The sequence below is a fragment of the Terriglobus sp. RCC_193 genome, from assembly GCF_041355105.1.
Taxonomy (GTDB): Bacteria; Acidobacteriota; Terriglobia; order Terriglobales; family Acidobacteriaceae; genus Terriglobus.
Genome location: NZ_JBFUPK010000001.1, coordinates 1,662,359 through 1,686,590, shown reverse-complemented (window position 1 = coordinate 1,686,590; position 24,232 = coordinate 1,662,359). Strand labels below are relative to the sequence as shown.

Annotated in this window: 25 protein-coding genes; 16 read left to right on the top strand and 9 right to left on the bottom strand. The window is 58.4% G+C overall.

Features of this window, described 5'->3' with window-relative positions; translation table 11 throughout:
• The first annotated feature begins 12 nt into the window (after positions 1-12).
• Together AB6729_RS07075 and AB6729_RS07070 are read left to right on the top strand one after the other, a co-directional pair.
• A complete protein-coding gene (locus AB6729_RS07075) occupies positions 13-903 on the top strand; it encodes a UbiA-like polyprenyltransferase (protein WP_371080873.1) in 891 nt (296 codons plus the stop codon).
• 67 nt (positions 904-970) lie between these two features.
• Complete coding sequence (locus tag AB6729_RS07070; protein ID WP_371080872.1) at positions 971-1,648, top strand: GDSL-type esterase/lipase family protein; 678 nt, start codon at positions 971-973, stop codon at positions 1,646-1,648.
• Positions 1,649-1,715: 67 nt separating this feature from the next.
• Here AB6729_RS07070 and AB6729_RS07065 read toward each other — a convergent pair whose 3' ends face one another.
• A complete protein-coding gene (locus tag AB6729_RS07065; protein WP_371080871.1) occupies positions 1,716-2,054 on the bottom strand; it encodes a CsbD family protein in 339 nt (112 codons plus the stop codon).
• 138 nt (positions 2,055-2,192) lie between these two features.
• The gene (locus AB6729_RS07060; RefSeq protein WP_156784997.1) at positions 2,193-2,342 is read right to left on the bottom strand and encodes a lmo0937 family membrane protein; all 150 of its coding nucleotides are present in this window, start codon (positions 2,340-2,342) and stop codon (positions 2,193-2,195) included.
• A gap of 185 nt (positions 2,343-2,527) precedes the next feature.
• Here AB6729_RS07060 and AB6729_RS07055 point away from each other — a divergent pair, with 185 nt between their 5' ends.
• The 8 genes from AB6729_RS07055 (at position 2,528) to AB6729_RS07020 (ending at position 11,453) form a co-directional block, all read left to right on the top strand.
• Positions 2,528-3,373, top strand: a complete 846-nt coding sequence (locus AB6729_RS07055; RefSeq protein WP_371080870.1) for a prephenate dehydratase — start codon at positions 2,528-2,530, stop codon at positions 3,371-3,373.
• A gap of 225 nt (positions 3,374-3,598) precedes the next feature.
• Positions 3,599-6,199, top strand: a complete 2,601-nt coding sequence (gene lon / locus AB6729_RS07050; RefSeq protein ID WP_371080869.1) for an endopeptidase La — start codon at positions 3,599-3,601, stop codon at positions 6,197-6,199.
• A 305-nt stretch (positions 6,200-6,504) separates the two neighbouring features.
• A complete protein-coding gene (locus tag AB6729_RS07045; RefSeq protein ID WP_371080868.1) occupies positions 6,505-7,185 on the top strand; it encodes a molybdenum cofactor biosynthesis protein MoaE in 681 nt (226 codons plus the stop codon).
• A 429-nt stretch (positions 7,186-7,614) separates the two neighbouring features.
• Positions 7,615-8,541 carry a VWA domain-containing protein gene (locus AB6729_RS07040; RefSeq protein WP_371080867.1) on the top strand — a complete coding sequence of 309 codons (927 nt, stop codon included), beginning with the start codon at positions 7,615-7,617 and terminating at the stop codon, positions 8,539-8,541.
• A gap of 17 nt (positions 8,542-8,558) precedes the next feature.
• A complete protein-coding gene (locus AB6729_RS07035) occupies positions 8,559-9,458 on the top strand; it encodes an inositol monophosphatase family protein (protein ID WP_371080866.1) in 900 nt (299 codons plus the stop codon).
• Positions 9,459-9,586: 128 nt separating this feature from the next.
• Positions 9,587-9,847 carry a ferredoxin family protein gene (locus AB6729_RS07030; RefSeq protein ID WP_371080865.1) on the top strand — a complete coding sequence of 87 codons (261 nt, stop codon included), beginning with the start codon at positions 9,587-9,589 and terminating at the stop codon, positions 9,845-9,847.
• Positions 9,848-9,917: 70 nt separating this feature from the next.
• Positions 9,918-10,661, top strand: coding sequence for a DNA repair protein RecO (gene recO / locus AB6729_RS07025; RefSeq protein WP_371080864.1), 744 nt, complete (start codon positions 9,918-9,920; stop codon positions 10,659-10,661).
• 114 nt (positions 10,662-10,775) lie between these two features.
• Positions 10,776-11,453, top strand: a complete 678-nt coding sequence (locus AB6729_RS07020; RefSeq protein ID WP_371080863.1) for a MarC family protein — start codon at positions 10,776-10,778, stop codon at positions 11,451-11,453.
• A gap of 74 nt (positions 11,454-11,527) precedes the next feature.
• On the opposite strand, the gene AB6729_RS07015 is transcribed toward AB6729_RS07020, so the two are convergent.
• From AB6729_RS07015 to AB6729_RS07005, 3 genes are all read right to left on the bottom strand, one after another.
• Entirely contained in the window at positions 11,528-13,330 is a 1,803-nt protein-coding gene (locus tag AB6729_RS07015; RefSeq protein ID WP_371080862.1) for a DUF885 family protein, read from the bottom strand.
• Between the two features lie 51 nt (positions 13,331-13,381).
• Positions 13,382-13,585, bottom strand: a complete 204-nt coding sequence (locus AB6729_RS07010; protein ID WP_371080861.1) for a helix-turn-helix domain-containing protein — start codon at positions 13,583-13,585, stop codon at positions 13,382-13,384.
• Between the two features lie 108 nt (positions 13,586-13,693).
• On the bottom strand, positions 13,694-14,119 hold the full coding sequence (locus AB6729_RS07005; RefSeq protein ID WP_371080860.1) for a BrxA/BrxB family bacilliredoxin: 426 nt from the start codon (positions 14,117-14,119) through the stop codon (positions 13,694-13,696).
• Between the two features lie 41 nt (positions 14,120-14,160).
• Between AB6729_RS07005 and AB6729_RS07000 the strand changes: the two genes are divergently transcribed.
• Positions 14,161-15,258 carry a UDP-N-acetylmuramate dehydrogenase gene (locus tag AB6729_RS07000; RefSeq protein ID WP_371080859.1) on the top strand — a complete coding sequence of 366 codons (1,098 nt, stop codon included), beginning with the start codon at positions 14,161-14,163 and terminating at the stop codon, positions 15,256-15,258.
• Here the strand turns inward: AB6729_RS07000 and AB6729_RS06995 are convergent.
• A complete protein-coding gene (locus AB6729_RS06995) occupies positions 15,245-15,907 on the bottom strand; it encodes an ATP-binding cassette domain-containing protein (RefSeq protein ID WP_371081202.1) in 663 nt (220 codons plus the stop codon). The genes AB6729_RS07000 and AB6729_RS06995 overlap by 14 nt on opposite strands.
• A gap of 16 nt (positions 15,908-15,923) precedes the next feature.
• On the bottom strand, positions 15,924-16,589 hold the full coding sequence (gene modB, locus AB6729_RS06990; protein ID WP_371080858.1) for a molybdate ABC transporter permease subunit: 666 nt from the start codon (positions 16,587-16,589) through the stop codon (positions 15,924-15,926).
• A 59-nt stretch (positions 16,590-16,648) separates the two neighbouring features.
• Between modB and AB6729_RS06985 the strand changes: the two genes are divergently transcribed.
• The gene (locus AB6729_RS06985; protein WP_371080857.1) at positions 16,649-17,377 is read left to right on the top strand and encodes a TIGR03435 family protein; all 729 of its coding nucleotides are present in this window, start codon (positions 16,649-16,651) and stop codon (positions 17,375-17,377) included.
• Between the two features lie 93 nt (positions 17,378-17,470).
• Here AB6729_RS06985 and modA read toward each other — a convergent pair whose 3' ends face one another.
• Positions 17,471-18,256 carry a molybdate ABC transporter substrate-binding protein gene (gene modA / locus AB6729_RS06980; protein ID WP_371080856.1) on the bottom strand — a complete coding sequence of 262 codons (786 nt, stop codon included), beginning with the start codon at positions 18,254-18,256 and terminating at the stop codon, positions 17,471-17,473.
• Positions 18,257-18,279: 23 nt separating this feature from the next.
• Here modA and thrC point away from each other — a divergent pair, with 23 nt between their 5' ends.
• On the top strand, positions 18,280-19,629 hold the full coding sequence (thrC, locus tag AB6729_RS06975; RefSeq protein ID WP_371080855.1) for a threonine synthase: 1,350 nt from the start codon (positions 18,280-18,282) through the stop codon (positions 19,627-19,629).
• 2 nt (positions 19,630-19,631) lie between these two features.
• Positions 19,632-20,522, top strand: a complete 891-nt coding sequence (gene thrB, locus AB6729_RS06970) for a homoserine kinase (RefSeq protein WP_371080854.1) — start codon at positions 19,632-19,634, stop codon at positions 20,520-20,522.
• 171 nt (positions 20,523-20,693) lie between these two features.
• Here the strand turns inward: thrB and AB6729_RS06965 are convergent, their stop codons facing one another.
• Complete coding sequence (locus AB6729_RS06965) at positions 20,694-21,500, bottom strand: ABC transporter permease (protein ID WP_371080853.1); 807 nt, start codon at positions 21,498-21,500, stop codon at positions 20,694-20,696.
• Positions 21,501-21,674: 174 nt separating this feature from the next.
• Between AB6729_RS06965 and AB6729_RS06960 the strand changes: the two genes are divergently transcribed.
• Both AB6729_RS06960 and gmd read left to right on the top strand, forming a co-directional pair.
• Complete coding sequence (locus AB6729_RS06960) at positions 21,675-23,078, top strand: glycosyltransferase WbuB (RefSeq protein WP_371081201.1); 1,404 nt, start codon at positions 21,675-21,677, stop codon at positions 23,076-23,078.
• A 62-nt stretch (positions 23,079-23,140) separates the two neighbouring features.
• Positions 23,141-24,229 (top strand): GDP-mannose 4,6-dehydratase, encoded by a 1,089-nt coding sequence (gene gmd / locus AB6729_RS06955; RefSeq protein ID WP_371081200.1) that lies wholly within the window; start codon positions 23,141-23,143, stop codon positions 24,227-24,229.
• Positions 24,230-24,232: the final 3 nt, after the last annotated feature.

The following is a 24,232-nucleotide window of genomic DNA, read 5'->3' as shown; positions in this document are numbered from 1 at the left end:
ACTAAGAGGTGTATGGCCGTTTCGCTTGCACACACATGGCGCAGTACGCGCATTACGCTGGAGATGATCAAGTGGGAACACTCGATCTTCGCGCTTCCTTTTGCCCTGACCGGCGCGGTGCTTGCCGCAGGCGGATGGCCACATGCGGTGACACTGCTTTGGATTGTGGTGTGCATGGTGTCGCTGCGTACTGCGGCGATGGCGTTCAATCGCTGGGCCGATGCAGAGATTGACAGTCTGAATCCACGCACCAAGATGCGCGCTATCCCGGCAGGCCTGTTATCCAGGGGATTCGTGGCGATGTTCACCCTCGTTTCGCTGGCAATCTTTTTGTTTGCCGCGGCGATGTTGAACCACCTGACGCTGCTGCTAAGCCCCATTGCGATTGTGGTGGTGCTTTCGTACAGCTACATGAAACGGCTCACGCGCTGGTCGCATCTGGTGCTGGGGCTGGCGCTGGGTATCGCGCCTTCGGCTGCATGGATTGCGGTGCGTGGCACGCTTGATCCCCGCATCATTGTGCTTACGGCGGCGGTGCTGCTGTGGGTTGCCGGTTTTGATGTGCTGTATGCGTGCCAGGACTTTGAGCATGATCGTGCGCATGGGTTGAACAGCGTGCCGCAGGCGTTTGGCATGCAGGGCGCATTCCTGCTGGCTCGGGTGATGCACATTCTCATGTTGGGATTACTGGCGTGGCTGGTGGTGCTGTTTCACCTGGGGGCGATTGCAATTGTTGGCGTCGTCCTGGTGGCGGGATTGCTGCTGTATGAGCACAGCCTGGTTTCACCCAGGGACATCAGCCGCATGAATGCCGCGTTTTTCACGCTGAACGGGATTATCTCCGTGGTGTTCTTCCTCTCTGTGGCTGCGGATATCGCCGTGCGGAATCTAAAGGGTCGATAACAGATATCGCTTTTGGGAAGGTAAATCGTTTAACCTGCCTGTGTAATGAAGGCCAGGAGGAGACGCGATGCGTGCAGCCGTGTGGGTGATGATGTTTCTGCTGTCTGCCAGTGGATTCGCGCAGACGGCGCTTCCTGCCAACTCTGCTGAAGCGGACTTCTCTCAAAGCCGCCGCTATCACGATGCCAATGCAAGCGTGAAGGCACGCGTGGTCTTTCTGGGTGATTCAATCACCGACTACTGGGGCAGCCATAATGGCAAGTGGTTCGCTTATGCAGGTTGGATCAACCGCGGTATTGGCGGACAGACTACGCAGCAGCTTCTACTGCGTGAACGACAGGATGTGTTGAATCTGCATCCGGAGGCCGTGGTGCTGGAAGGTGGCAGCAACGATATGCGGCTGGGATTTTCGCCAGAAGAGATCCGCGACAACATCCTCTCCATGGGCGAGCTTGCGCAGGCGAATGGATTGAAGGTGTATGTGGCTGAGATGACGCCTGTGTGCGATTGTGTGCGTCCGTTGACGGGGCTGCGCACGGTGGAACACATCCATCATCTGAATGAACTCCTGTTGGCAATGGCGCAGAGGAAACACTGGCAGATTCTGGATTTCTACTCGCCGCTGGCCGATGCGGAAGGGAAGATGCGTGCAGAACTGACCGTGGATGGCGTGCATCCGAACGATCATGGGTATGAGTTGCTTGCTCCTGTTGTGGAGCATGCGCTAAGTCGTTACACGAAATAATTCGCAGGAACGAATAGGAAACGGCGGGAAGATACCTTCCCGCCGTTTCTGTTGTCTGCATGTTGGTTTATGCCGTGCGGCGAAGCTGTTCACGCTTGCCCTGTTCGTAGGTCTTAATCTCTTCCATCCTGGTATTGGATGAGTCCTTGATGTGCTCGGCACCAGCGGCAAACTTGTCGCGTGCTGTGATGGGTTGGCCAGTGGTTACGTCTGCGCGGGTGCGTGCCGTTTCGTTCATTTCATGCACCGCTTCCTTGGCATTGCCCCATGTTTCCTTTGCGGCTCCCTTCACGCGGTCTTCCGCGCCTGCGTTGGACAGGTTCCTGCTGCCCACAGCTTCGCCCACGGCTTCTTCCGTCTTGCCGAATGCATTCTGCATCTTGCCTTTGATCTGATCGCTGTTCATCGTTTTGTTCTCCTTCGCAGCCAGGCTGCGTTCTTACGCGAACGAGAGATAGGATGCAGGGTGCAACGGAAAAGGCCAGCGCAGAGATGCGATGGCCTTTCATGAGTTTTCAAAATATCGCGTTGATTGTGTGAGTCTCTAAAGTGATCGGCGTCCCGCCAGAAGATTGAAGATGAGCGAGATGATCGCGAGCACGATCAGAATGTGGATCCAGCCACCGACGGTATAGCCGCTGACCAGGCCCAATAGCCACAGCACAAGCAGGATAACGGTAATTGTCCAAAGCATCGTCGACTCTCCAGATGCCCTGCCCTGCGGGGCCGGGGCGGGAATTTGGTGCGTGCTGCCGTCGCCATGCCAGGCATGACGTTTGCAGCCACACCCAACATAGTTGCCGGGTAAACTTGGCGAGTTGTCCCTTGCGCGAAAACAATGTCAGTTTCGTGCGGGGCATGCGTCAGGAGAAGAGTGAGTTGAAAAAGATTGCTATTCAGGGAGAGCCGGGATCGAACAGCCACCTGGCCACACGCCAACTGCTGGGTGAAGTGGAATTAGTGCCGTGTGCGCTGTCTGTGGAAGTGCTTGAAAAGCTGGCGCGTTCCCGCGAAGCCGATGCCGCCGTGCTGCCGGTGGAAAACAGCCTGCATGGCGCCGTGGCGGATCATTCGGACCTGTTATTGCGTTACGGCGTGCAGATTGTCGCGGAGTGCTCGCTGCGTATCCGGCACACGCTGATGGCCATACCTGGCGTAGCCGAGGGGCAGGTGAAGCGTGTGTTGTCGCATCCGGTGGCACTGTCGCAATGCCGGAAATTCTTCATGGAGCATCCGGCGCTGGAGGCGGTGCCGTTTTATGACACGGCGGGCGCGGTGAAACACCTGATGGCAAACCACGTAACGGATGCAGCGGCGATTGCCGCCCCGTTTGCGGCAAAGGTGTACGGCGCTGCGACCCTGCGTAGTGGACTTGAAGACGATCCGAAGAACTTTACGCGCTTTTTCCTGCTGGCGCGGGCGGAGGATGCGGAGAGGCTTCGGCCCGAGGCGGCGGTCATCAACAAGATTTCGCTGGCGTTTGACCTGCCGCATCGTCCGGGGTCGCTGCTGGAGGCGCTGAAGGAGCTGGTAACGGCTGGCGCGGACTTGACCCGGATTGATTCGCGGCCAGTCCCGGGACGGCCGTGGGAGTACACGTTTTTTGTGGACCTAAGGATTCCGTCGGCGGACGCGGCGGATGCGCTTGTGGCCGGATTGCGCCAATCGTGCCGGGAGGTGGTGGAATTGGGCCGTTATGAGGCAGCGGGGCTTCCCCTGGAGTAGACTTCCGCTGCGCTCGATGCGGCCCGTAGTTTGCGACGAAATGTGGGGTATCGAGCGGCGAAGAATTGTGCTGCGGCATCCATTCTGAAGATGGTGATTCTGCCGATAGGCAGTTGAGACCCTTACAGACGTTCCGGCAGTTTTCTCGATTTGTGAGACCGGGATGAATCCGTGCGTGACTTGATGCATCAGATGTGTGAATATCTGATGGAAGGACACTCAACTATGTCAAATGATTTTGTCAGCGTGATCCAGCCGACGGCCTCGGACCCGGACCGCAAGCGCAATGCGCGCGCTCTCCCCGTCCTTCCCGTTCGCGATACCGTGTTGTTCCCACATGCGGTGCTGCCTTTGACCGTGGGGCGTGACAGCTCCATCCAGCTCATCCAGTCCCTGGGTGACGAAAAGACCATCCTGGTGGTGGCGCAGCGCGACGCCCGGCAGGACACACCAGATGCCAGTGAACTGCACCAGACGGGCACCCTGGCGACCATTCATAAGGTAGTGAAGATGCCGAACCAGAGCCTTTTTGTGTTTACAGAAGGCACGGAACGCATCCGGCTGGGTGAATTTGAGCAGCGTACGCCGTTCCTGACGGCGAGCTACGAGATGATTCCCGACAATGATGCGGAAAAGACGCCGGAACTGGAGGCGCTGCAGCGCAATGTGGTTTCGCAGTTTCAGCAGATTGTGGCGGCATCGCCCACGCTGTCAGACGACCTGCAGACGATTGCGTTGAATATCGAGGAGCCGGGCCGGCTGGCGGACTTCATCGGTTCGTCGTTGCCGTTTCTGACTACGGCGGATAAGCAGGAGTTGCTGGAAACCACGGATGTGGAAGCGCGCATGGAGCGCCTGAACAAGCACCTGGTGAAGGAGCTTGAGGTGCAGCAGCTTCGTTCAAAGATTCAGAACGAGGTTCAGGATGCCGTGCAGCAGTCGCAGCGCGAGTATTACCTGCGCGAGCAGCAGAAGGCCATCAGCAAAGAGCTGGGCGAGACGGACGAGACCAACAAGGCCATTGAAGAACTGCGCGCGAAGATTGAAGGCGCAGGCATGCCGGAGGATACGAAGAAGGAGGCTCTGAAGGAGCTGAATCGTCTTCAGCGGATGAATCCCGCGCAGCCGGATTACAGCATGACGCGCAGCTACATTGAGTGGCTGGCGGTGCTGCCGTGGGCGAAGTCCAGCGGTAAGCGAGTGGATATTTCCCAGGCTGCGGCGTTCCTGGATGAAGATCACTATGGTCTGCAGAAGGTGAAGGATCGCATTCTGGATTACCTGAGTGTGCGGCGCTTGAAGCCGGACATGAAGGGACCAATCCTGTGCTTTGTTGGACCTCCGGGCGTGGGTAAGACTTCGCTGGGCAAGAGTATTGCACGTGCGCTGGGACGCAAGTTTGCACGCATCTCGCTGGGTGGTATGCACGACGAGGCGGAGATCCGTGGACATCGGCGTACGTACATTGGCGCGATGCCGGGGCAGATCATCCAGAACCTGAAGCGTGTGGAGACGAACGATCCGGTCTTCATGCTGGACGAAATTGACAAGCTGGGCCGCGATTTCCGTGGCGATCCCGCGAGTGCGCTGCTGGAAACGCTGGACCCCGCGCAGAATGGCACGTTCCGCGATAACTACCTGGATCAGCCGTTCGATCTGAGCAAGGTGTTGTTCATCTGCACGGCGAACCAGCTTGATCCGATTCCGGCGCCGTTGCTGGATCGCATGGAGATCATTGAACTCACGGGTTATACCGAGGAAGAGAAGATCAGCATTGCGGAACGGTATCTGGCTCCGCGGCAGATCAAGGAAAACGGCATCGACGGCAGCGAGCCTGAAGCAAAGGGACACGAAGTGGGGAACGGCACGCCAATAGCTGCAGTTTCCGATGATCGTGGCGACCTGTTGAGTGGCGATGCGGCGGTTGCGCATTCCACTGCGGAGAGCAGCCCGGAGGTTCCTGAATCGCAGTTACCGAAGCAGGCGAGCGAGCCGAAGATCATCTTCCCGCGTGAGTCGCTGGGTATCATTGCGCGGCACTACACGCGTGAGGCTGGCGTGCGCCGGTTGGAGCAGTTGATTGGCACGGTCTGCCGCAAGCAGGCGCGCCGCATTGCCGAGGGCAAGACGGAGACGTTGACCGTGACGCCAGAGGTGATTCGCGAGTTCCTTGGTGGTTACAAGGTGCGCGTGGATACGGAGATTGCGGAGCGGACGAAGCGTGCAGGTGTCGCGGTGGGGCTTGCGTGGACTCCAGTGGGCGGCGATGTATTGTTCATCGAAGCCAACAAGATGAAGGGCAAGGGCAGCTTCCAGATCACGGGCCAGATTGGCGATGTGATGAAGGAGAGTATGCAGGCGGCGCTGACGTGGGTGCGTTCCAATGCAACTACGCTGGGGCTGGATGAGGATGTGTTGAAGGACATTGATCTTCATCTGCATGTGCCTGCGGGAGCGATCCCGAAGGACGGCCCAAGCGCAGGTGTGACGATGGCGACGGCAATCGTTAGCTTGCTTACCGATATGCCGGTGCGTCCTCTGCTGGCCATGACCGGCGAGATTACGCTTAGCGGCAATGTGCTGCCGGTGGGTGGCATCAAGGAGAAGTTCCTGGCGGCGAAGCGTGCGGGTGTGAAGGACGTGATTCTTCCCATCGACGTGAAGCCAAATGTGGAAGAGGATCTGTCAGACGATCAGATTGACGGCATCACGATCCACTACGCGTCGCGCATTGAAGATGTGCTGGCAGTCGCTCTGCCGCACACCATGACCGAGCTGAAGAAGGACAAAGAGGTGCGCGAGGAGCTGGTGCACCAGGCAGCGTAACACTGCATTGAACTGCAAAATGGATAACGCGCGATCTCAAGGGATTGCGCGTTTTTCTTTTGTGGCAATGTGTTCTTCCTGGAATTAACCCAAATGCGTCATGGAAATCCTGCGTGTGAGTTTTTGCTTTCGCAGAATGAGGAGCGTTCTCGAAACATCGCAGTGGCACAGAAGAAAGCAGGTCCCCTTCGCTTTGCTCGAGGGCATGACTTCGTTTCGCTCAGGATGACGGGCTTTGCGTGTGAACAGAAAACTCCATAGCGGTGATACAGCACGTTCCATTCGTGAAGCACTATGCTGAAAACATGCAGTTGCGTGTTTTGTTTTTCGGCGTGCTTCGCGATCACTTCGGGCCGGAGGAAGTGCTGGAGCAGTTTCCCGGCGCGAATGTTGGTGACCTGGTGCGTTACTATCGCGTGCTGTCGCCGGAGTTTGGCGGGCTGTGGGAGAAGATTGCGGTTGCGGTGAATCAGCAGTATGCGTCGGCTTCGCAGGAATTATCGGAACATGATGAAGTGGCGCTGTTGCCACCGGTGAGTGGTGGTTCTCCTTCGCGGATTGAACTGACGTATGACGTGATTGATGCGAAGAAGATCACCGATGCGCTGAAGACCGATGAGGATGGCGCAGTCACGGTCTTCGATGGCATTGTGCGGAACAACTCGCGCGGACGGAAGACGTTGTTTCTGGAGTATTCCGCGTACGATGCGATGGCGCTGACTCAGATGCAGCAGCTTGCAGCAGAGGCGATTGCGAAGTTTGGTGTGCGCAATGTGGCTGTGGTGCATCGGCTGGGGCGGCTTGAAGTGGGTGAGACGAGCATCCTGATTGCTGTGGCTTCTGCGCATCGTGGTGCTACGTTTGAGGCTTGCCGATGGCTGATTGACACCATCAAGAAACAGGTGCCCATCTGGAAGAAAGAGCATTTTGTGGATGGGGCGGTGTGGGTGGATGGTGAGCCGTTTCCTGCGGGGTTGGGTACATAGTTCGCCCGGGTATAAGTGTGGTTTCCCGAAGCGTTGTAGAGGACAGAGAAGAATGCAGGTCCTTCAGCTCCGCTTCGCTTCGTTCAGGATGACGGCCTTCGACCGTAGGAGGCTTCGCTGGGGACGCGCTTTGCGCGTAGGAGCTTCGCTTTCGCGAAGCTGGTTCGGGTTCTTTGGCTGGAAGGGGTTTGACTGTGTCGTTGGGTGTGGATGCGTCGGGATTCCCGTTCGCTCCGCTAGGGCATGCTTCGCTTCGCTCAGAATGATGGTCTTCAACCGTGCCAGTTTCGCTCGGGATGACGGTCTTTGGCCTACGAGCTTTGCCGAGATGCAAGGATGATCTGCAGGACGTGTTATCGCTCACTGTGTAAAGCTCGTCTCAGTCCAAATAGGGGCAGGGTGTATGGTTGCCCTTGGAGTTTGCCTGTCGTGAAGTGTCTTCGCTATTGCCTGCCTGCTTTGTTTCTGCTGGGATTGCCTGTGTTTGCGCAGGATGCTGCGCCGGTGATCCGTGTGGAGACGCGGCTGGTGAATGTGCCTGTGAATGTGGCGGATGCGCATGGCGCGCCTGTCTCCGGGCTGACACAGGATGATTTCACCGTGAAGGAAGACGGGCGCACGCAGAAGATTGCCATCTTTGAGCGCGAGGCGAGTACGCCGCTTTCGATTGTGATGGCGGTGGATACGTCTGGTTCTGTCATCTCGCAGTTTCGTACGGAGCGTGATGCGGCGAAGAAGTTTGCGCAGCAACTGCTTCGCCCGGAAGACGAGATGGACCTGATCTCGTTCGCGTATGAGGCGACGGAAGTGGTGTCGTATACGAACGACTGGCGACGCATTGACGATGGCCTGAAGCGGCTCAACAAGGGCGAGGATACAGCGCTTTACGACGCCATCTATGTTGCAAGTGAGCGACTGACCGAGGCGAAGCCGGATGCGACGCGCCGTCGCGTGTTGGTGCTGATTACGGATGGCGGTGACAACTCCATTCGCAAGGAGATCGGTTATCAGAAGGCTGTTGCGGAGGCGCAGCGGGCAGGTGCGGCGATTTATCCCATCATCATCATGCCCATTCTGTCGGATGCAGGCCGGAATGTGGCCGGGGAACATGCGCTGATCCAGATGGCCGAAGATACCGGCGGCAAGTACTTCTACGTGACAGAGAAAGAAGACCTGAAGACGGCCTTCGCTCATCTGTCGGACGATCTGCGAAATCAATACCTGATTGGCTATTACTCGCCGAAGCGCGGTAATGATTCCAGTCTTCGCAAGATCAGTGTGATGCTGAATGACCCGACCGCCGCGCAGACGCTGAGCGTGCGGAGCAAGACCGGCTACTACGCAGACGCTCGCTGACGCGTAGACTGGTGGCGATGCCAGAACTAGATGCCAGCCAGTTTCCATTTGCCGTTCCCGCTGCCGCCATTGCCCGCGAAGCCGGAGCATTGCTGAAGAGCTATTACGAACGCGGTGTTACCGCTGAGTTCAAGGGCGATGTGGACATTGTCACAGAGGCGGATCGTGCCAGTGAAAAGCTGATTGGCGAGCGGCTGCGTGAGGTCTTCCCGCAGCATGGTGTGTTTGGCGAAGAGGGCACGCGGCAGCAGTTGGACAGCGAGTATCGCTGGTACATTGACCCGCTGGATGGCACCACGAATTTCGCGCATGGCTTCCCGTACTTCTGTGTGTCGATGGGGTTGGAGCATCGGCCTGCGGGAACGCCCGCGGATGCAGATGGCGTGATGGTGGCAGGCGTGATCTACGAGCCGCTGCGCGATGAGTTGTTTGTTGCCGAGAAGGGCAAGGGCGCGTATCTGAATGGCCGCAGGATTCATGTGGCGCGGACGGCGCTGTTGCAGGAATCGCTGATTGCGACCGGCTTTCCCTCAGTCAAGCGGCACGAGAGTCCGAATGTTCATTTCTATCAGGAGTTCACGCTACGGTCGCATGGTGTGCGGCGTGCTGGCGCCGCGGCGGTGGACCTGGCCTATGTGGCGTGCGGACGGCTGGAAGGCTTCTGGGAGTTCAACCTGAATCCCTGGGATACGGCGGCGGGGTCGTTGCTGGTGACAGAGGCGGGCGGCGAGATTACGCGGTTTGATGGATCGCCCTTTCTGCTGGATTCGCACGAGGTGCTGGCGACGAATGGCCGCATTGCCGGGGAGATACGTACGTTATTTGCGGACATGTTCGCGGGGCGGAATGTGTCGCCAATTCCTACACCGGGAGAATTCAAGGAACGCAGGGAAGCGGCTGAGGCAGCGGAGCGGTAGTGGTCGGATATCCGTCCGCAAAAGTCCGATTTCCACAACTGATATTATCGTTTCGAAGCCTAAAAATACTGTTTGAGGGAACAGTTGCAGGGCCACATTTTTAGTTGTTTGGAAAGGATTCACCCACCATGGCATATGTCATCGCAGAACCCTGTATCGGCACGAAGGACACGGCCTGCGCCGATGCCTGCCCGGTTGATTGCATTCACCCCAAGAAGGGCGAGGATGGCTACGACAGCAATGAGCAGCTTTTCATCGATCCGGTTGAGTGCATCGATTGCGGCGCGTGCGTTCCGGTTTGCCCGGTGAGCGCGATTTATGCAGCGGACGATCTGCCGGACAAGTGGGTGGACTTCGCGCAGAAGGCCTCTGACCACTTCGGTCGCTAAACTTTTCGGAATGGTTTCAAGACGCGCAGCTTCGGCTGCGCGTCTTTGCATTTGCGGCACAATGAGATAGGTGCCTACCGCACATCAATCCGAGGCGATTGTTCTTCGCACATGGCCGTTTGCAGAGGCGGACCTGATGGTTGCGTTCTTTACGCGCGAGCAGGGTGTGGTGCGTGGCGTGGCGCGTCATGCGATGAAGTCACGGCGTCGGTTTGGCGGAGCGCTGGAGCCTATGACGCAGGTGCAGGCCGCGTGGGTGGACCGGCCAAAGCAGGACGTGGTGCGGCTGGAACGGCTGGAGATTGTGTGGTCGCCCCTGAGGGAGCCGGTGGATTACACGCGTGCGGCGGGGCTGGCATTTCTGGCAGAGATTCTGGAGGGCGCGTTGCCGGACCATGCGCCGGAGGATGATGTGTTTCGCCTGGCGACATCGGTCGCGCCGATGTTGCGGCGAGGGACGACGGCAGTATCCGCGACGTATTTTGCGCTTTGGATCACACGGCTGCTGGGGTGGATGCCGGACCTGGGACGCTGCTCTGTCAGTGAGGAAGTGCTGCGAAATCGTGTGGTGTATTATTCGCCGCTGCGGGATGGTGTGTTCAGCGAAGGCAAGCGACCGCAGGGTTCTATGGTGTTGCCTGCTGAGGCGATTGCGGCGGCGGCGCGTATTTTTCGCGAACCCTTGCCGCAGTTGATAGAGGAAGGCGGGTTGTCACGCGCTGCGTTACAGCAGTTGCGCCGGTTCGCTGTGAGCACCCTGGAGCGGCATTTGGAAGAGCGGTTGAAGAGCGCCCGGGTGCTGGCGACGCTGTGAAGTACACTCATTCCGCGAAGTGATTGCGGATCGTGGCGTGACACGCAATGGATGGACAACCGGCCAGAGCGGTATCGGTACGATTCGAAAACGGAAGACTTTTGAGGGGGCTGCTTGATCGTTTGGGACTCGTTTCTGATTGCGTTCAGCGCGTTGTTGCCGCTCGTCAATCCGCTTAGCTCCGCCCTTGTCTTTCTTGGACTTGTCGGAGATGCACCACCGTCTGTCTACCGTTCGCTCGCCCGTAGGATCGCAATCAATACCGTCGTGTTCCTCGGTATCTTCGAACTGCTCGGTTCAGCCATTCTCAACTTCTTTGGTATCTCTCTGCCAATCGTTCAGGTAGCAGGCGGCATTGTCATTGCTGCCATTGGATGGTCGGTTCTGAATGCCAAGGATTCTGAAGCGGCGGCGAATGACAAGCGGGAAGAAGCGCAGTTGAGTGCAGATCGCGGGTTCAACAACCTCCAGGACAAGGCCTTCTATCCCTTCACATTTCCCGTCACGGCTGGTCCTGGCACGCTTGTTGTTTTGCTGACCTTGAGCGCCCGTTTCTCTGATGGAGCGCGGAGCGCCATCGTGTTCGGACATTTAGGGCTTTTCATCGCGATCGTGGTGCTGAGCGCGGCTGTCTATTACTGCTATGCCCATGCTCCTATCATTACCAAGGCGATTTCTCCATCCACGGCGCATGGCATTCTGCGAGTGGTCGCATTTATTCTGCTTTGCATCGGTGTGCAGATTCTTTGGAATGGACTCGCGACACTTCTTCAGACTTTGTGGAAGCACTGACACGCACGCGATACAGATTTGAATCGAACAGGCAAGATCGTAACGTCAGCCTCTGAAGATTTGCAGTAACAGCACTACGACTTGGGCTGCGGTGGGCCGCCTGCTGCAATCCATGCATCTACGCGCTTTTCCAGGATGTCGAGCGGTAGCGCGCCGGAGTCGAGGACTTCGTCGTGGAAGTTGCGGATGTCGAACTTTGCTCCCAGCTTCTGCTTGGCGCGTTCGCGGAGTTCGAGAATCTTCAACTGGCCGCTCTTGTAGGCGAGTGCCTGTGCGGGCCATGCGATGTAGCGATCCACTTCGGCCTGTACGGAGGGTTCATCTACAGCGGAGTGCTCGTGGAAGTAATCGACCATCTGCTGGCGCGTCCAGCCTTTGCTGTGTACACCGGTGTCCACGACGAGACGGATGGCGCGCCATATATCGGCTTGCAGGCGTCCGTAGTCGCTGAGCGGGTCCTGGTAGAAGCCTGCGTCCTTGCCGAGATGTTCGGCGTAAAGGCCCCATCCTTCCACGTATGCGGTGTAGCCACCTTCTTTACGGAATTCGGGGATGCCGGTCAGTTCCTGTGCGATGGAAATCTGCAGGTGATGGCCGGGGATGCCTTCGTGATACGCGATGGCTTCCGTGGTGAAGAAGGTCCGGTTGGCGAAGTTGTAGGTGTTGGCGTTGAAGACGCCGGGACGTTTGCCGTCGGGGGTTCCCTGTTCGTAGTCGGCTGGGGCGGAGTTGGCAGCGCGGAAGTCGGGAGTGGGCTTTACTTCGAGCGGCGCTTTGGGAAGACGGCCGAAGAGTTCGGGCAGCTTCGCCTGCATGGCGGCAAGTGGCTTCTTGTAGGCATCGAGCAACTGCTGTGCGGAAGTGGGATGCTGCTTGGGATCGTTCTTCAGGTGGTCGTTGAAGCTCTTTAGATCGTTGAAGCCGAACTTCTTCGCAATGGTGAGCATTTCGGTTTCATCGCGCTTGACCTCGTCGAGTCCGAGCTGGTGAATCTGGTCGGCGGTGCGGCTGGTGGTGGTGAGGGTGCGGATCTGGAATTCGTAATAGGCCTTGCCGTCAGGCAGTGCGGATGCGCCCAGTGTGGTGCGCGCCCTGGGGATGTACTGTGCCTTCAGATAGCGGCCGAAGCGGTCGTAGCTGGGCAGCACCTTCTGCGTGATTGCGTCTATCGCGTCCTTGCGGATGCGCTTTTGTTCCGCGGCAGAGATGGAGGCTGGCAGTTTGGCCAGAGGGCCGGCGAAGGGACTCTCTTCCGGCTTGGCTGCGGCAATCTTCTGGATCTGGGCCTGTGCCTTTTCCATCAGCATCTGCGGCACGGTGCGGCTGTCCTGCACGCCGGCGTCCATGGATTGCTGCACCTGCATAAAGACGCCGGGGATGGCGTTTAGCCGGGCGATGTAGTCGTCGTAGTCCTTCACGGTGGTGAAGGGCATCATGTTGATGATCTGCAGGAAAGTGAGCTGCGGGCCGCCGAACTGGTTTACAGGCGTCTCCCAGGGCTTGAAGCGCGCGCCTTCCTGGTCGTCGACGAACTGCTTCATCAGCAGAGTGGCGGAGAGCTGGTCCTGTTCGGGAAGGCCAGTGGTGTCGATGGCGCCAAGCTGTGCGATGAGTTCCGCTTCGTGCTGCAGATTGGAATTGAAGACGGCGGCGCTGTAGTCGCTCCACCGGTCGTTGTAGCGGGCGTCGCCGACGGAGGTGGCGGTCTCCGGCGACTGCTTCAGTGTCCACTGCCAGTAGTCATCAAACAGTCGGTTCAACGCGCGGGAACGGTCCGCCACGCTGGTGGTGGCTGCGGTGCGCGGAGCCTGTGCGGGGGACTGCATCGGCAGGGTTACGGAGAGGGCCACGACTGTGAGGGGAAGAAGAAAGCGCATGAGCCGCAGTGTAGCGGATTCTGCGCTGTCACTGCGGCCCTGATTTTACCCTCAGGTGGACATCATTACGGAGAATGAGTCCAACATGCGGTAAAGCGTGGAGCGGCTGATGCCGAGGACCTCGGCCGCTCGCAGCTTGTTTCCGTCGCAGCGTTGCAGCACGGCAAGCACGTGCCCGCGTACGACCTGGTCGAGCCGCCAGGAACGCAGGTCGATGCGGTCCGCGACGGCAGATGTGGGCACGGGGTGAAACATCGGCGGGCTCACACTTGCCTTATCGTCCGCTGCGGCAGAAAGGTGAGGCAAAAGAAAAAGGGGAAGACCGGAGCCTTCCCCTTTTCGAACTTCTTGCTGTTGTGGAACTTACGCGGTGGCCTTGGCGCAGTGCACGTCAAACGCGCGTGCCAGCTCCTGGGCAATGGCAGGTGCGTTGGCCGATTCAATCGCGGAACGCTGCATCAGGTACACCAGCTGACCGTCGCGCAGGATGGCGATGGCAGGTGAGGTGGGCGGGTGGCCGCCGAAATAGCCGCGTGCCTTATCCGTGGCGTCGCGGTCCTGTCCGGCGAATACGGTGATGCTTTGGTCGGGGGTGTTGGCGTGCTGCATGGCCATGCGAACGCCGGGGCGCATCTTGCCTGCGGCGCATCCGCAGATGCTGTTGACCACAACCATGGTGGTTCCGGGCTGTGCCAGCGCCTGATCGACTTCCGCGCTGGTACGCGCTTCCTGAATACCGGCGCGGGTCAGTTCCTCGCGCATCGGGATCACCATAATCTCTGGGTACATGTGTATTCCTCCGGGCCAAGGCGGGGTGAAGGTCCGCGGCCGTGTCTGTATTGATTCTAACTGGATGCGCGGGAGTGTTGCAGGATTCGCAGGCTGGTAGCCTCAAAGGCATGTTGCTGGAAGAAAAGGTTGGTCTGGCGGGGTATACCACGCTTGGCGTGGGCGGCGCGGCTCGATGGTTTGCCGAGGCTGCGACGGAGGCGGAAGTGGTGGAGGCAGTGGCCTTTGCCCGTGAACTTGAAGTTCCGTTGTTTGTGTTGGGTGGCGGCAGCAACCTGCTGGTTTCTGACGACGGTTTTTGGGGGGTTGTGCTGCACATGGCGATCCGCGGTGTGGAGCACAAAGGCGATCTGCTGCGTGTGGGCGCGGGCGAGTTTTGGGACGGTTTCGTGCAGCAGACGGTGGATGCGGGACTGCAGGGGTTGGAGTGTCTGGCGGGTATCCCTGGTACCGTTGGCGGCACGCCGGTGCAGAATGTGGGCGCGTACGGACAGGAAGTCAGCGAGACGATCATGTCCGTTCGCTGCTTCGATACCGCTACGGAGCAGTTTGTTGAGTTAAGCAATGAAGCGTGTGGGTTTGCGTATCGCACCAGCCTGTTCAATACAACGGAGCGTGGCCGCTACATTGTGACGCGAGTGGATTTTCGGTTGCGTGAGGGTGGCGCGCCTTGTCTGAAGTATGCCGATCTTCGCAGGCACTTTGAGGACAAGCCGCAGCCGTCGCTGGCAGAGATCGCAGATGCTGTGCGGACCATTCGACGTGGCAAGGGCATGGTGGTGGATGCGGGTGATCCGAACTCGCGTTCAGCGGGGTCATTTTTTCGCAATCCGATTGTGGGAAAAGAAATCCTCCTGAAGGTTTCGGAGGCTGCGGGCGTTGGTGTGGATGCGGTGCCGCACTGGCCTGCGGGTGAGGAGCTGATCAAGCTGCCTGCGGCATGGCTACTGGAGCAGGCTGGCTTTGTGCGTGGGTATGCGATGGGGCGTGTGGGCATTTCATCGCGGCACACGCTGGCGGTGATTAACCGTGGTGGAGCGACGGCTGCGGACATCATCGCTTTGCGCGAGCAGATTATAGCGACAGTGCAGTTGAAGTTTGGGATTGCGCTGGAGCAGGAACCGGTCAGTGTTGGTTAAGGTTGGCGAGCATCGCAGCTTTCTCTTCTGAGAGCACGATGCTCGGAGGACCTTGTGCAACGATGCGGCCATAGTCGATGCGGAGGACTTCATCGGCTTCCAGAGCTTCGGGAAGATCGTGGGTTACGGCAAGTACGGCGATGTTGCGTGCAGCGCAGAGTGTGCGTACCTGCTGCATCAGCGTGTCGCGTTGCGTGCGATGCATCCCTGTGAAGACTTCATCCAGCAGTAAAAGACGCGGCGTGGAAGCCAATGCGCGTGCGATGGCGACTCGTTGGCGTTCGCCTCCTGAGAGGGTTGCGGGTTTTGCATCCGCAAGAGGGTTGAGCGCGAACAGGGCGAGCGTTTGTGCGATGGATTCTGCGCTGCCGTTGTCGTTTCCGAAGGCGATGTTCTGGCGCACGGTCCTGTGCGGGAACAGCGCCGGTTGTTGTGCCACGAGCGCGATCTTTCGCTTGTACGCGGGTGTTGCAGTGATGTCGTTTGCATCAAGCAGGACGCGACTTTCCTGCGGCTGCCACAGGCCTGCAACCAGGCGTAACAGGGACGATTTACCAGAACCGGATGGGCCGAAGAGAACGGTCCATGGATGCGTTGTGGCGAAGTCGGCATCGATGCGCAGCGACCCGATGGCGGCATTGCATTGCACCTGGAGTTGTAGTGTGTCAGGCACGCTGCCTCCTGAATAAAGGCAATGCGTAGAGCAGCAGCAGCGCCAGCGTGGAGAAGCTGAGCAACAAAAGCGCAAGTGTATTGGCGGTGTGGAAGTCGCCGTTTTCTACGAGGTTGTAGAGCGCGATGGAGAGCGTGCGTGTGCGTCCGGGGATGCTGCCGCCCAGCATCAGCACTACGCCGAATTCGCCGACGGTATGGGTGAAGGTGAGGACTGCGGCAGTCAGCAGCGAACTCTTTGCCAGCGGCAGTGCAATGCGTGTGAAGGCACGTTGTGGCGATGCGCCGAGTGTTGCGGCGGCTTCAAGATAGGCGGGGTCGACCGAGCGCAAACCGGCAACGATGGGTTGCACCGCGAAGGGAAGGCTATACAGGATGGAACCCACGACAAGGCCGCTGAACGAAAACGCGAGTGTGTGGCCGAGGATGCTGGTGATGGTGCGTCCTATGGAAGTTGTTGGGCCGAGACCCACGAGCAGATAGAAGCCGATTACGGTGGGCGGGAGCACCAGAGGAAGTGCAACCAGGGCTTCTGTGAAGTAACGCAGGCGGGTGTGGGCGAAGGCGATCCAGCCAGCCAGCGGAATGGCGAGAAGCAGTAGCACCGCCGTTGTTACGGCTGCCAGTTCCAGCGTCAGGAGCAGGTCGGCGGTATCCACGCGTTTGAGTGTACCGTTCTCACGGAACCGGACTGCGGCGGCGTGCGTATGAGGATAGTATGCGCCGAATCCTTCTAGCAGCGGTCTTCCTCTACAGTTCCTGCGCGGTGGCGCAGGAGAGCTTTGATGTGGCCACGGTCCGGCCCAGCAACCAGAGTGTGAAGTTTGAGCGGGACGGGGAAACCGAAATCTCGCACGGCACACTGCGCATGCATGACGTCACGCTGATCACCTGCATTAAGTGGGCGTATCACGTGCAGCGGCCGCAGATTGTCGAGATGGACGGCATGGACAAGCAGCACTACGACATCACCGCTAAAACGGATCCTTCCGCAAACGATGAGCGGATGCGGCAGTTGATGCAGGAGCTGCTTGTAGAACGCTTCGGGCTGAAGTTTCATCCGGGAACGAAGGAGGCTTCGGCATACGTCGTTACAGTAGATCCTCAGGGATTGAAGAAGATGAAGCCTGCCGCACAGGATGGCGATGCGTGGCATCAGAACTCCGCGATGGGCATGGTGGTAAAGGATTGGACGATGCAGGATTTTGTGACGTATGTTTCCGATCCGCTGGGTGCACCGATGGTGGATGAAACGCATCTGCCCGGAAAGTACGATTTTTCGCTCGACTTCCATCCGTATGTGGATCAGGCAGCGGATATTCATGCCGATCCGCAAGCTGTGCTGCGCATGACCTTTGAGGGTGAACTGGGATTGAAATTGACGCGTCGGCACGTCACGATCCAGACGATGGTGATTGATTCTGTGACAGCGCCAACGGAGAATTGACGGTGATGTGGTTGTCTGTTTCTTAGTGATGTGTTTCGCGGCCCGGCTGAAGCCGAGCCCCTTCAAATCTCTATCGCCGGATAGCGGAATGCCTTACTTCACGCGCTGCAGCCCTTTGGCTTCCAAGTCCGATTGCACTTTGTCGCTGAGAATGAAGTTCAGCAGCAGGTGAGCGCCTTCATGGTTGGCGCCGTTCTTCAGGATGACGGCGGTCTGGATGATTTCGGGATACTGACCCTGTGGCATAAGTACGAATTGCCCGGCATCTTTGTACTTTGGCGATACGGCCATGGTGCGGGAGATGAGGGCCACTTCCGCATTGCCGCTGAGAGCGAACTGTCCGGCCTGCGCCACGCTGTCTGCCTGCACGATGTGCGGGGCTACGTTCGCATACAGGTTCATGTGTTTCAACGCAGCCACGGCGGCGCGTCCATAGGGTGCCCGGTCGGGGTTGGCGATGGCCACGGGACCAAGGTCCTGGCGTGAGAGAACGTCGATGGTAAGTGGTTTGAAGCGCGAATCATTGCGCGTCCACAGGCCCAGTATGCCTTTGGCATAGGGAGACGGGGTCTTTTGCAGTGTCAGGCCCGAGGCCACAGCTTGTTCCGCGAAATAAAAATCGGCGGAGAAGAATATGTCCGCCGGGGAACCGTTCTGAATCTGCTGCAACAACGCGGCTGACGCGGCGTAGCTGATTTTGAGCTTTAGTCCTGTCTGATTTTCAAATAGCGGTGCATACGCAGTAAGAACAGGTTCCATGTCGGCTGCGGCCGCCACAATAATTTCCTTTGGCGGAGCGGCGTTTTGCGCTGGCAGGGAGGCGGCGCAGCAGAGCGTGACAGCGAAGATGCCTACGGCAAAAAGGCGAAGTCGATGCATGGTGCGATACCCTAGAGTCATCCATGTCATTTGTCTCACATCAGCTTCGATGCATTGGAAGTGGCGAGCGGATTGCTCCCGATGCGGTTAGCAGCGATTTCCGCGACCCGGCTACCGGTGAACTCTACGAGGTGGAGTATCCGTGGAGCGAAACGCGTGGCGATGCCGCTTCACCTCGGCCGAACGCGCAGGCGCTGCGCCACCTGTGGGCAGAGCGGCGTGATTCCACGTTGCCCATTGATGCCAGCGGCGTATGGCGCTATCGCGATCTGTTGCCCATTTTGCAGGACGAAAACAATGCGGTGACGCTGCGTGAAGGCAATACGCCCCTGTATGACCTGCCGCGCACGGCAAAGTTGCTGGGATTGGATTTTCTGCTGGCCAAACACCAGGGTATGAATCCGACAGGTTCGTTCAAAGACACAGGCATGACCACCGCGCTGTCGGTTGCGGCGGAACGCGGCTACAAGTGGGTGGCGTGCGCTTCCACGGGCAACACATCGGCTGCGATGGCTGCGTATGCTGCCCGTGCCGGACTGCGTGCGATTGTGTTCATTCCCGAAGGCAAGATTGCGTGGGGCAAGCTGTCGCAGTCTATGGATTACGGCGCGTTGACCGTGCAGTTGAAGACCGATTTCGACGGCTGCGTAAAACTGCTGACAGAGATTGTCCGCAAGAACCCCATCTACCTGCTGAACTCCGTGAATCCGTATCGCCTGGAAGGGCAGAAGACGCCCGCGATTGAGATTTGCGAACAGTTGGATTGGCAGGTGCCGGACCATGTGATCGTTCCGGGTGGCAACCTGGCGAATGGTTCGGCGTTGGGCAAGGGCTTTGCGGAGTTGAAACAGCTTGGCTTCATTGACCGCGTTCCGAAGATCAGCGTGATTCAGGCGGCTGGTGCGAATCCGCTGTTCCAGTGGTTCACGAATGAAGAGAAGCAACTGCATCCTGTGACGGCTGATACGCGCGCTACGGCGATTCGCATTGGTAATCCCGCCAGCTGGCGTAAGGCGGCTCGCGTGATCGAGGCGACCGGCGGATGGTGCGAACAGGCTGACGAGAACGAGATTGCCATTGCCAAGGCGCAGATCGGGGCCGAAGGCATTGGCTGCGAGCCCGCTTCGGCGGTCACGCTGGCTGGTTTGAAGAAGTTGCTGAAGTCGGGTCATGTGCAGACGGGCGAACGCGTGGTGCTGTTGTTGACCGGTCATACGCTGAAGGACCCGGAGTACACCATCGACTTCCACAAGGACCTGCTGGCTACGGATGTAGCGGAAGCAGCGCCGTATCGCAGGCCGCCTTTGGCGCTGGATGCGGATGAGTCGTCCGTAATGCGCGCGCTGGAAACTGAGATGGCAGGTTCTCTGTAGTCATGGCCGATGGGTTGAAACTGCGGCTGCCTGCGACCTCAGCCAACCTGGGGCCGGGGTTCGATGCACTGGGTCTGGCGATGGATTTTGCGCTCGAAATTGAGGCGCGGGAATCCGACCTTTTTTCCATCACATCAACAGGCCGTAACGTCGCACAGACCGGCGATGTGGATGATTCGTTGGTGCTGGAGACCTACCGGAGCGTCCTGGATGGGCAGGGAATCGATCCTGTTCCGCTGCATCTGGACCTGCATAACGAGATACCGCTCGGGATGGGTTGCGGGTCGTCGGCAGCGGCGCTGGTGGCGGGAGTGATGCTTGCCTCGCACTTTGGAAATCTCGGCTGGTCGAAGCACAAAGTGCTGACCGAAGCTTCTCTCCGCGAGGGGCATCCAGACAATGTTGCTGCCTGTGTGTTGGGCGGTCTTACGGTGTCGCTGATGACGGCTGAGGGCGAGGTGGATGCATTATCCATCCATCCCCCGGTGGATTGGCCATTGCTGGTGGTGATGCCGGATAGCTCACTTTCCACGAAAAAAGCCCGTGCGATGCTGCCCGAGAGCTATTCCAAGGCAGATACGATCGCGAATGTGCAACGAGTGGCCATGCTGACTGCAGCGTTTGCGCAAGGACGCGGAGATTTGCTGTCGCGTGCTATGGAAGACAGGATGCACCAGCCTTACCGTGCGCCGGTATGCCCTCTGCTCCCGTTTTTACTGCCTTTAGCCGGCAGCCGTGGAGTGCTGGGTGTTGCGCTTTCTGGTGCCGGGCCATCGGTCCTGTTGATTCTCGAATCGGGGCATCAGGAAGCCGCAAAAGACGCTGTCGGCATGATTCTCCGTGAAAGCGGAATAAATGCCGAAGTCATCGTGACAACTATTTTCGCGGTTTGATGTAACCAAAAATATCAGGTTACTTTTTTGTTACTTTAGTTTGCCGCATAAGCCGGGTTCAAGTGCTACTTTTGATTTCGTGGACAACCCTGGGGGAGGGTTAGTCTGCGGACGCCCGTTGATCTCGCATGAGGTCCGGGCGTTCTTCATTGTGTGGAAACTGTGATGAGATCAACGCGTACGGGGATCGGACCAGTCGCGCAAAGCGTCCCCCAGAAATGAAAAAGCCAGCACACATAGCATCACGGTCACGGCCGGGGCAATGACCATGTGTGGCGCATCAAAAAGGTGCGCTCGGGCGTCGTTGAGCATGGAACCCCAGCTTGCGGCTGGAGGTGGCACGCCGAGGCCCAGAAAGCTGAGTGTGGCTTCCGCCAGCACTGCCCCAGCCATACCAATAGCGGCCTGCACGATGACCGGCTGCACGATATTGGGCAGGATATGCCGGAGCAGGATACGGAGATCGCCTGCGCCAAGGGAACGCGCTGCTTCTACAAACTCTCGTTCGCGCGCGGACATGACCTGTGCACGCACAAGTCGGGCGTAGTTCACCCAACCGGAAAGGGTGAGGGCAAGAATTACATTGCGCAGGCCCGGCCCCAGGAAAGCGACGAAGGCGATGGCCAGAAGAATGCCAGGCATGGCCATGAAGGCATTCATCACGTAGACATTCAAAATGGTGTCGCGCCAACCGCCGTAATAGCCCGCGATGGAACCGATGACAAGGCCCAGCAGAAGCGACAGGCTGACCACGGTGACGGCGACTGCGAGAGACAGGCGTGCACCAAAAAGAATGCGGGAGAAGATGTCGCGCCCCAGTTCATCCGTGCCCAGCAGAAAGTGGTGGTCTGGGGATAACAGGCGCTGCTGTAGATGCAATCCGGCAGGATCGTAGGGGGCGGCCCATGGCGCCAGCAGTGCTGCGATCGCGAAGAGAAGCAGCAACGCGAGAGCTGTCAGGGCGATGGGAGAACGCATGTCGTTATCGTACGTGCGCGAAGCTGTCCCGGTCATCCTGAGGTTGAAATGCCTTGATGGAAAACGGCTTAGCGTAAATTTTCCTGAAGGTGTGAGGAAGATTTTTCCCGATACTGTGACGAAGAAAGGCGTGCCCGGACGCTATGATGGGAGGCGACATCTCCATCTGACAGGCTGCGAAGGAGCCCCTATCTGGACATCCTGATTTACGGGCTGAACTATGCCCCGGAACTGACAGGCATCGGAAAATACACTGGCGAAATGGCGGCCTGGCTTGCTGCGCGTGGCCACAGGGTGCGTGTGGTAACAGCGCCTCCGTACTATCCTGCCTGGAAAATTGCAGATGACTATCGCGGACGTGGCTATGTCCGTGAGGGGGGCGGACCGGCTGGTGATGGCCGAGGTGAGCCACTGGTGTTTCGCTGCCCGCTGTATGTTCCTGAGAAAGTTACGGGCCTCAAACGGGTGCGTCACCTGTTTTCCTTTGCTGTGAGTTCTCTGCCAGTGCTGATGCGCGAGGTGATGGGATCGCGTGCAGGGGCGCCAGACATCATCTGGACTGTGGAGCCGACATTTTTCTGCGCCCCTTTTGCATTACTGGCGGCACGGTTGTCGCATACACCCGGATGGCTGCATGTACAGGACTTCGAAGTAGACGCGGCGTTCGATCTTGGTATGCTGCCGCGTAAGGGGCCGATTCACACCTTCGCCATGCTGCTGGAGGAGACGTTTTCACAGGCATTTCAGCGTGTGTCCAGCATCTCTGTGCGTATGGTGGAACGCTCTCTTACGAAAGGTGTGCGGCCCGAACGGATTGTTTTGTTTCCTAACTGGGTGGATGTCGATCTGGTGAAGCCGCAGGCTCCGGATGCACCGAATCGTTTTCGCTCTGAGCTGGGCCTTGAAGGGAAGACGGTGTTTCTCTACAGCGGCAACATGGGCAACAAGCAAGGGCTTGAGTTGTTGCCGAAGGCTGCTGCGGCTCTGCGCGATGACGGGACGATTCACTTCCTTCTGTGCGGTGAAGGGGCATTTCGCGCGCAGTTGGAGGAGATGGTGCAAGGGTTGCCAAATGTGACGCTTTTGCCCCTGCAGCCGTTGGAATCATTAAATGAACTGTTGAACTGCGCAGACGTGCATTTGCTGCCGCAGCGCGCGGGCGCAGCGGACCTGGTAATGCCGTCGAAGCTGACGGGAATGCTGTCCAGCGGGCGCGCGACGATCGCGTCTTCTCCGGCGGATACGCAGCTTGGAACCGTGATCGCGGGCGGAGTGGACGGCAGCTCGCCTTGTGGTGCGGTGATTCCGCCAGAAGACGTGGATGCGATGGTGGATGCGGTGAGGATGCTGGCCGCGAACCCGACGCAGCGGATGCGTATGGGGTTGAATGCGCGTGAGTATGCCATACGCAATCTGGGCCGCGAACAGGTTCTGGAACAGTTTGAACGCGACCTGCGTTCTACCGTTGCGGAATATCGTGGACTCCCGTTTGAACGACCGCAGACACCGTTCCGCTTTGCACTGGTGAACCGTCGTCGTCGCAGGCGGCCACCGGCTCCTCCCGTTCCGACAGAGTAGACTGAACAACAAATGGTCCATGCAGAGACCACAAAAAACTATTGCAACCTTAAGGGATGACGTTGAAAAAAGCTCTTATCACTGGTGTAACTGGACAGGATGGCGCCTATCTTGCAGAGTTTCTGCTGAAGAAGGGCTATGAAGTGCACGGCATCAAGCGGCGCACATCACTTTTCAACACGGCGCGTATCGATCACATTTACGAGGATCCGCACCAGCAGCATCGTAACTTCATCCTGCACTACGGCGATATGACGGATTCGTCGTCGCTGATCCACATTGTGCAGAAGGTACAGCCGGATGAGATTTATAACCTGGCTGCGCAGTCGCACGTAGCGGTTTCGTTTGAGGAGCCGGAGTACACGGCAAACTCCGACGCGCTGGGCGTGCTGCGTCTGCTGGAAGCTATCCGCATCCTGGGACTCGAGAAGAAGACGAAGTTCTACCAGGCCAGTACCAGCGAGCTGTACGGCCTGGTGCAGGAGATTCCGCAGAAGGAAACAACGCCGTTTTATCCGCGTTCGCCCTACGCGGTGGCCAAGATGTATGGCTACTGGATTGTGGTGAATTATCGCGAAGCCTACGGCATTTATGCGTGCAACGGCATCCTGTTCAATCACGAATCACCGATGCGTGGTGAGACTTTCGTGACCCGCAAAATCACGCGCGGCATGGCCCGTATCAAGGTGGGTCTGCAGGATGAGTTGTACATGGGCAACCTGGACGCGAAACGCGACTGGGGCCACGCACGCGACTACATCGAGATGCAGTGGCTGATGCTGCAGCAGGAGAAGCCGCAGGATTTTGTGATCGCCACAGGTATCCAGTACAGCGTGCGCGACTTCATCAAGCGTTGCGCTGAACTGCTGGAGATGGACCTGGAATGGTCTGGCACGGGGGTGGATGAGAAGGCTGTCGATAAGGCCACCGGCAAGACGATTGTGGCTGTCGATCCTCGCTACTTCCGCCCGACCGAAGTGGAGACGCTTCTCGGTGATCCGTCCAAGGCAAAGAATGAACTTGGATGGGTGCCGCGCACCAGTTTCGACGAACTGGTACGCGAGATGATCGAGTCTGACTACTCTGCGGCCAAACGTGATGCGCTGGTGATGGAGCACGGCTACAAGCCCTTCAACGTACGGGAGACCTAGTCA

Excerpts from the sequence above, each read along its gene's own strand:
- AB6729_RS07075 (WP_371080873.1), top strand. The coding sequence starts at position 13 with ATGGCCGTTTCGCTTGCACACACATGGCGCAGTACGCGCATTACGCTG.
- AB6729_RS07070 (WP_371080872.1), top strand. The coding sequence starts at position 971 with ATGCGTGCAGCCGTGTGGGTGATGATGTTTCTGCTGTCTGCCAGTGGA.
- AB6729_RS07065 (WP_371080871.1), bottom strand. The coding sequence starts at position 2,054 with ATGAACAGCGATCAGATCAAAGGCAAGATGCAGAATGCATTCGGCAAG.
- AB6729_RS07060 (WP_156784997.1), bottom strand. The coding sequence starts at position 2,342 with ATGCTTTGGACAATTACCGTTATCCTGCTTGTGCTGTGGCTATTGGGC.
- lon (WP_371080869.1), top strand. The coding sequence starts at position 3,599 with ATGTCAAATGATTTTGTCAGCGTGATCCAGCCGACGGCCTCGGACCCG.
- AB6729_RS07045 (WP_371080868.1), top strand. The coding sequence starts at position 6,505 with ATGCAGTTGCGTGTTTTGTTTTTCGGCGTGCTTCGCGATCACTTCGGG.
- AB6729_RS07035 (WP_371080866.1), top strand. The coding sequence starts at position 8,559 with ATGCCAGAACTAGATGCCAGCCAGTTTCCATTTGCCGTTCCCGCTGCC.
- AB6729_RS07030 (WP_371080865.1), top strand. The coding sequence starts at position 9,587 with ATGGCATATGTCATCGCAGAACCCTGTATCGGCACGAAGGACACGGCC.
- AB6729_RS07015 (WP_371080862.1), bottom strand. The coding sequence starts at position 13,330 with ATGCGCTTTCTTCTTCCCCTCACAGTCGTGGCCCTCTCCGTAACCCTG.
- AB6729_RS07010 (WP_371080861.1), bottom strand. The coding sequence starts at position 13,585 with ATGTTTCACCCCGTGCCCACATCTGCCGTCGCGGACCGCATCGACCTG.
- AB6729_RS07005 (WP_371080860.1), bottom strand. The coding sequence starts at position 14,119 with ATGTACCCAGAGATTATGGTGATCCCGATGCGCGAGGAACTGACCCGC.
- AB6729_RS06985 (WP_371080857.1), top strand. The coding sequence starts at position 16,649 with ATGCGCCGAATCCTTCTAGCAGCGGTCTTCCTCTACAGTTCCTGCGCG.
- modA (WP_371080856.1), bottom strand. The coding sequence starts at position 18,256 with ATGCATCGACTTCGCCTTTTTGCCGTAGGCATCTTCGCTGTCACGCTC.
- thrC (WP_371080855.1), top strand. The coding sequence starts at position 18,280 with ATGTCATTTGTCTCACATCAGCTTCGATGCATTGGAAGTGGCGAGCGG.
- thrB (WP_371080854.1), top strand. The coding sequence starts at position 19,632 with ATGGCCGATGGGTTGAAACTGCGGCTGCCTGCGACCTCAGCCAACCTG.
- AB6729_RS06965 (WP_371080853.1), bottom strand. The coding sequence starts at position 21,500 with ATGCGTTCTCCCATCGCCCTGACAGCTCTCGCGTTGCTGCTTCTCTTC.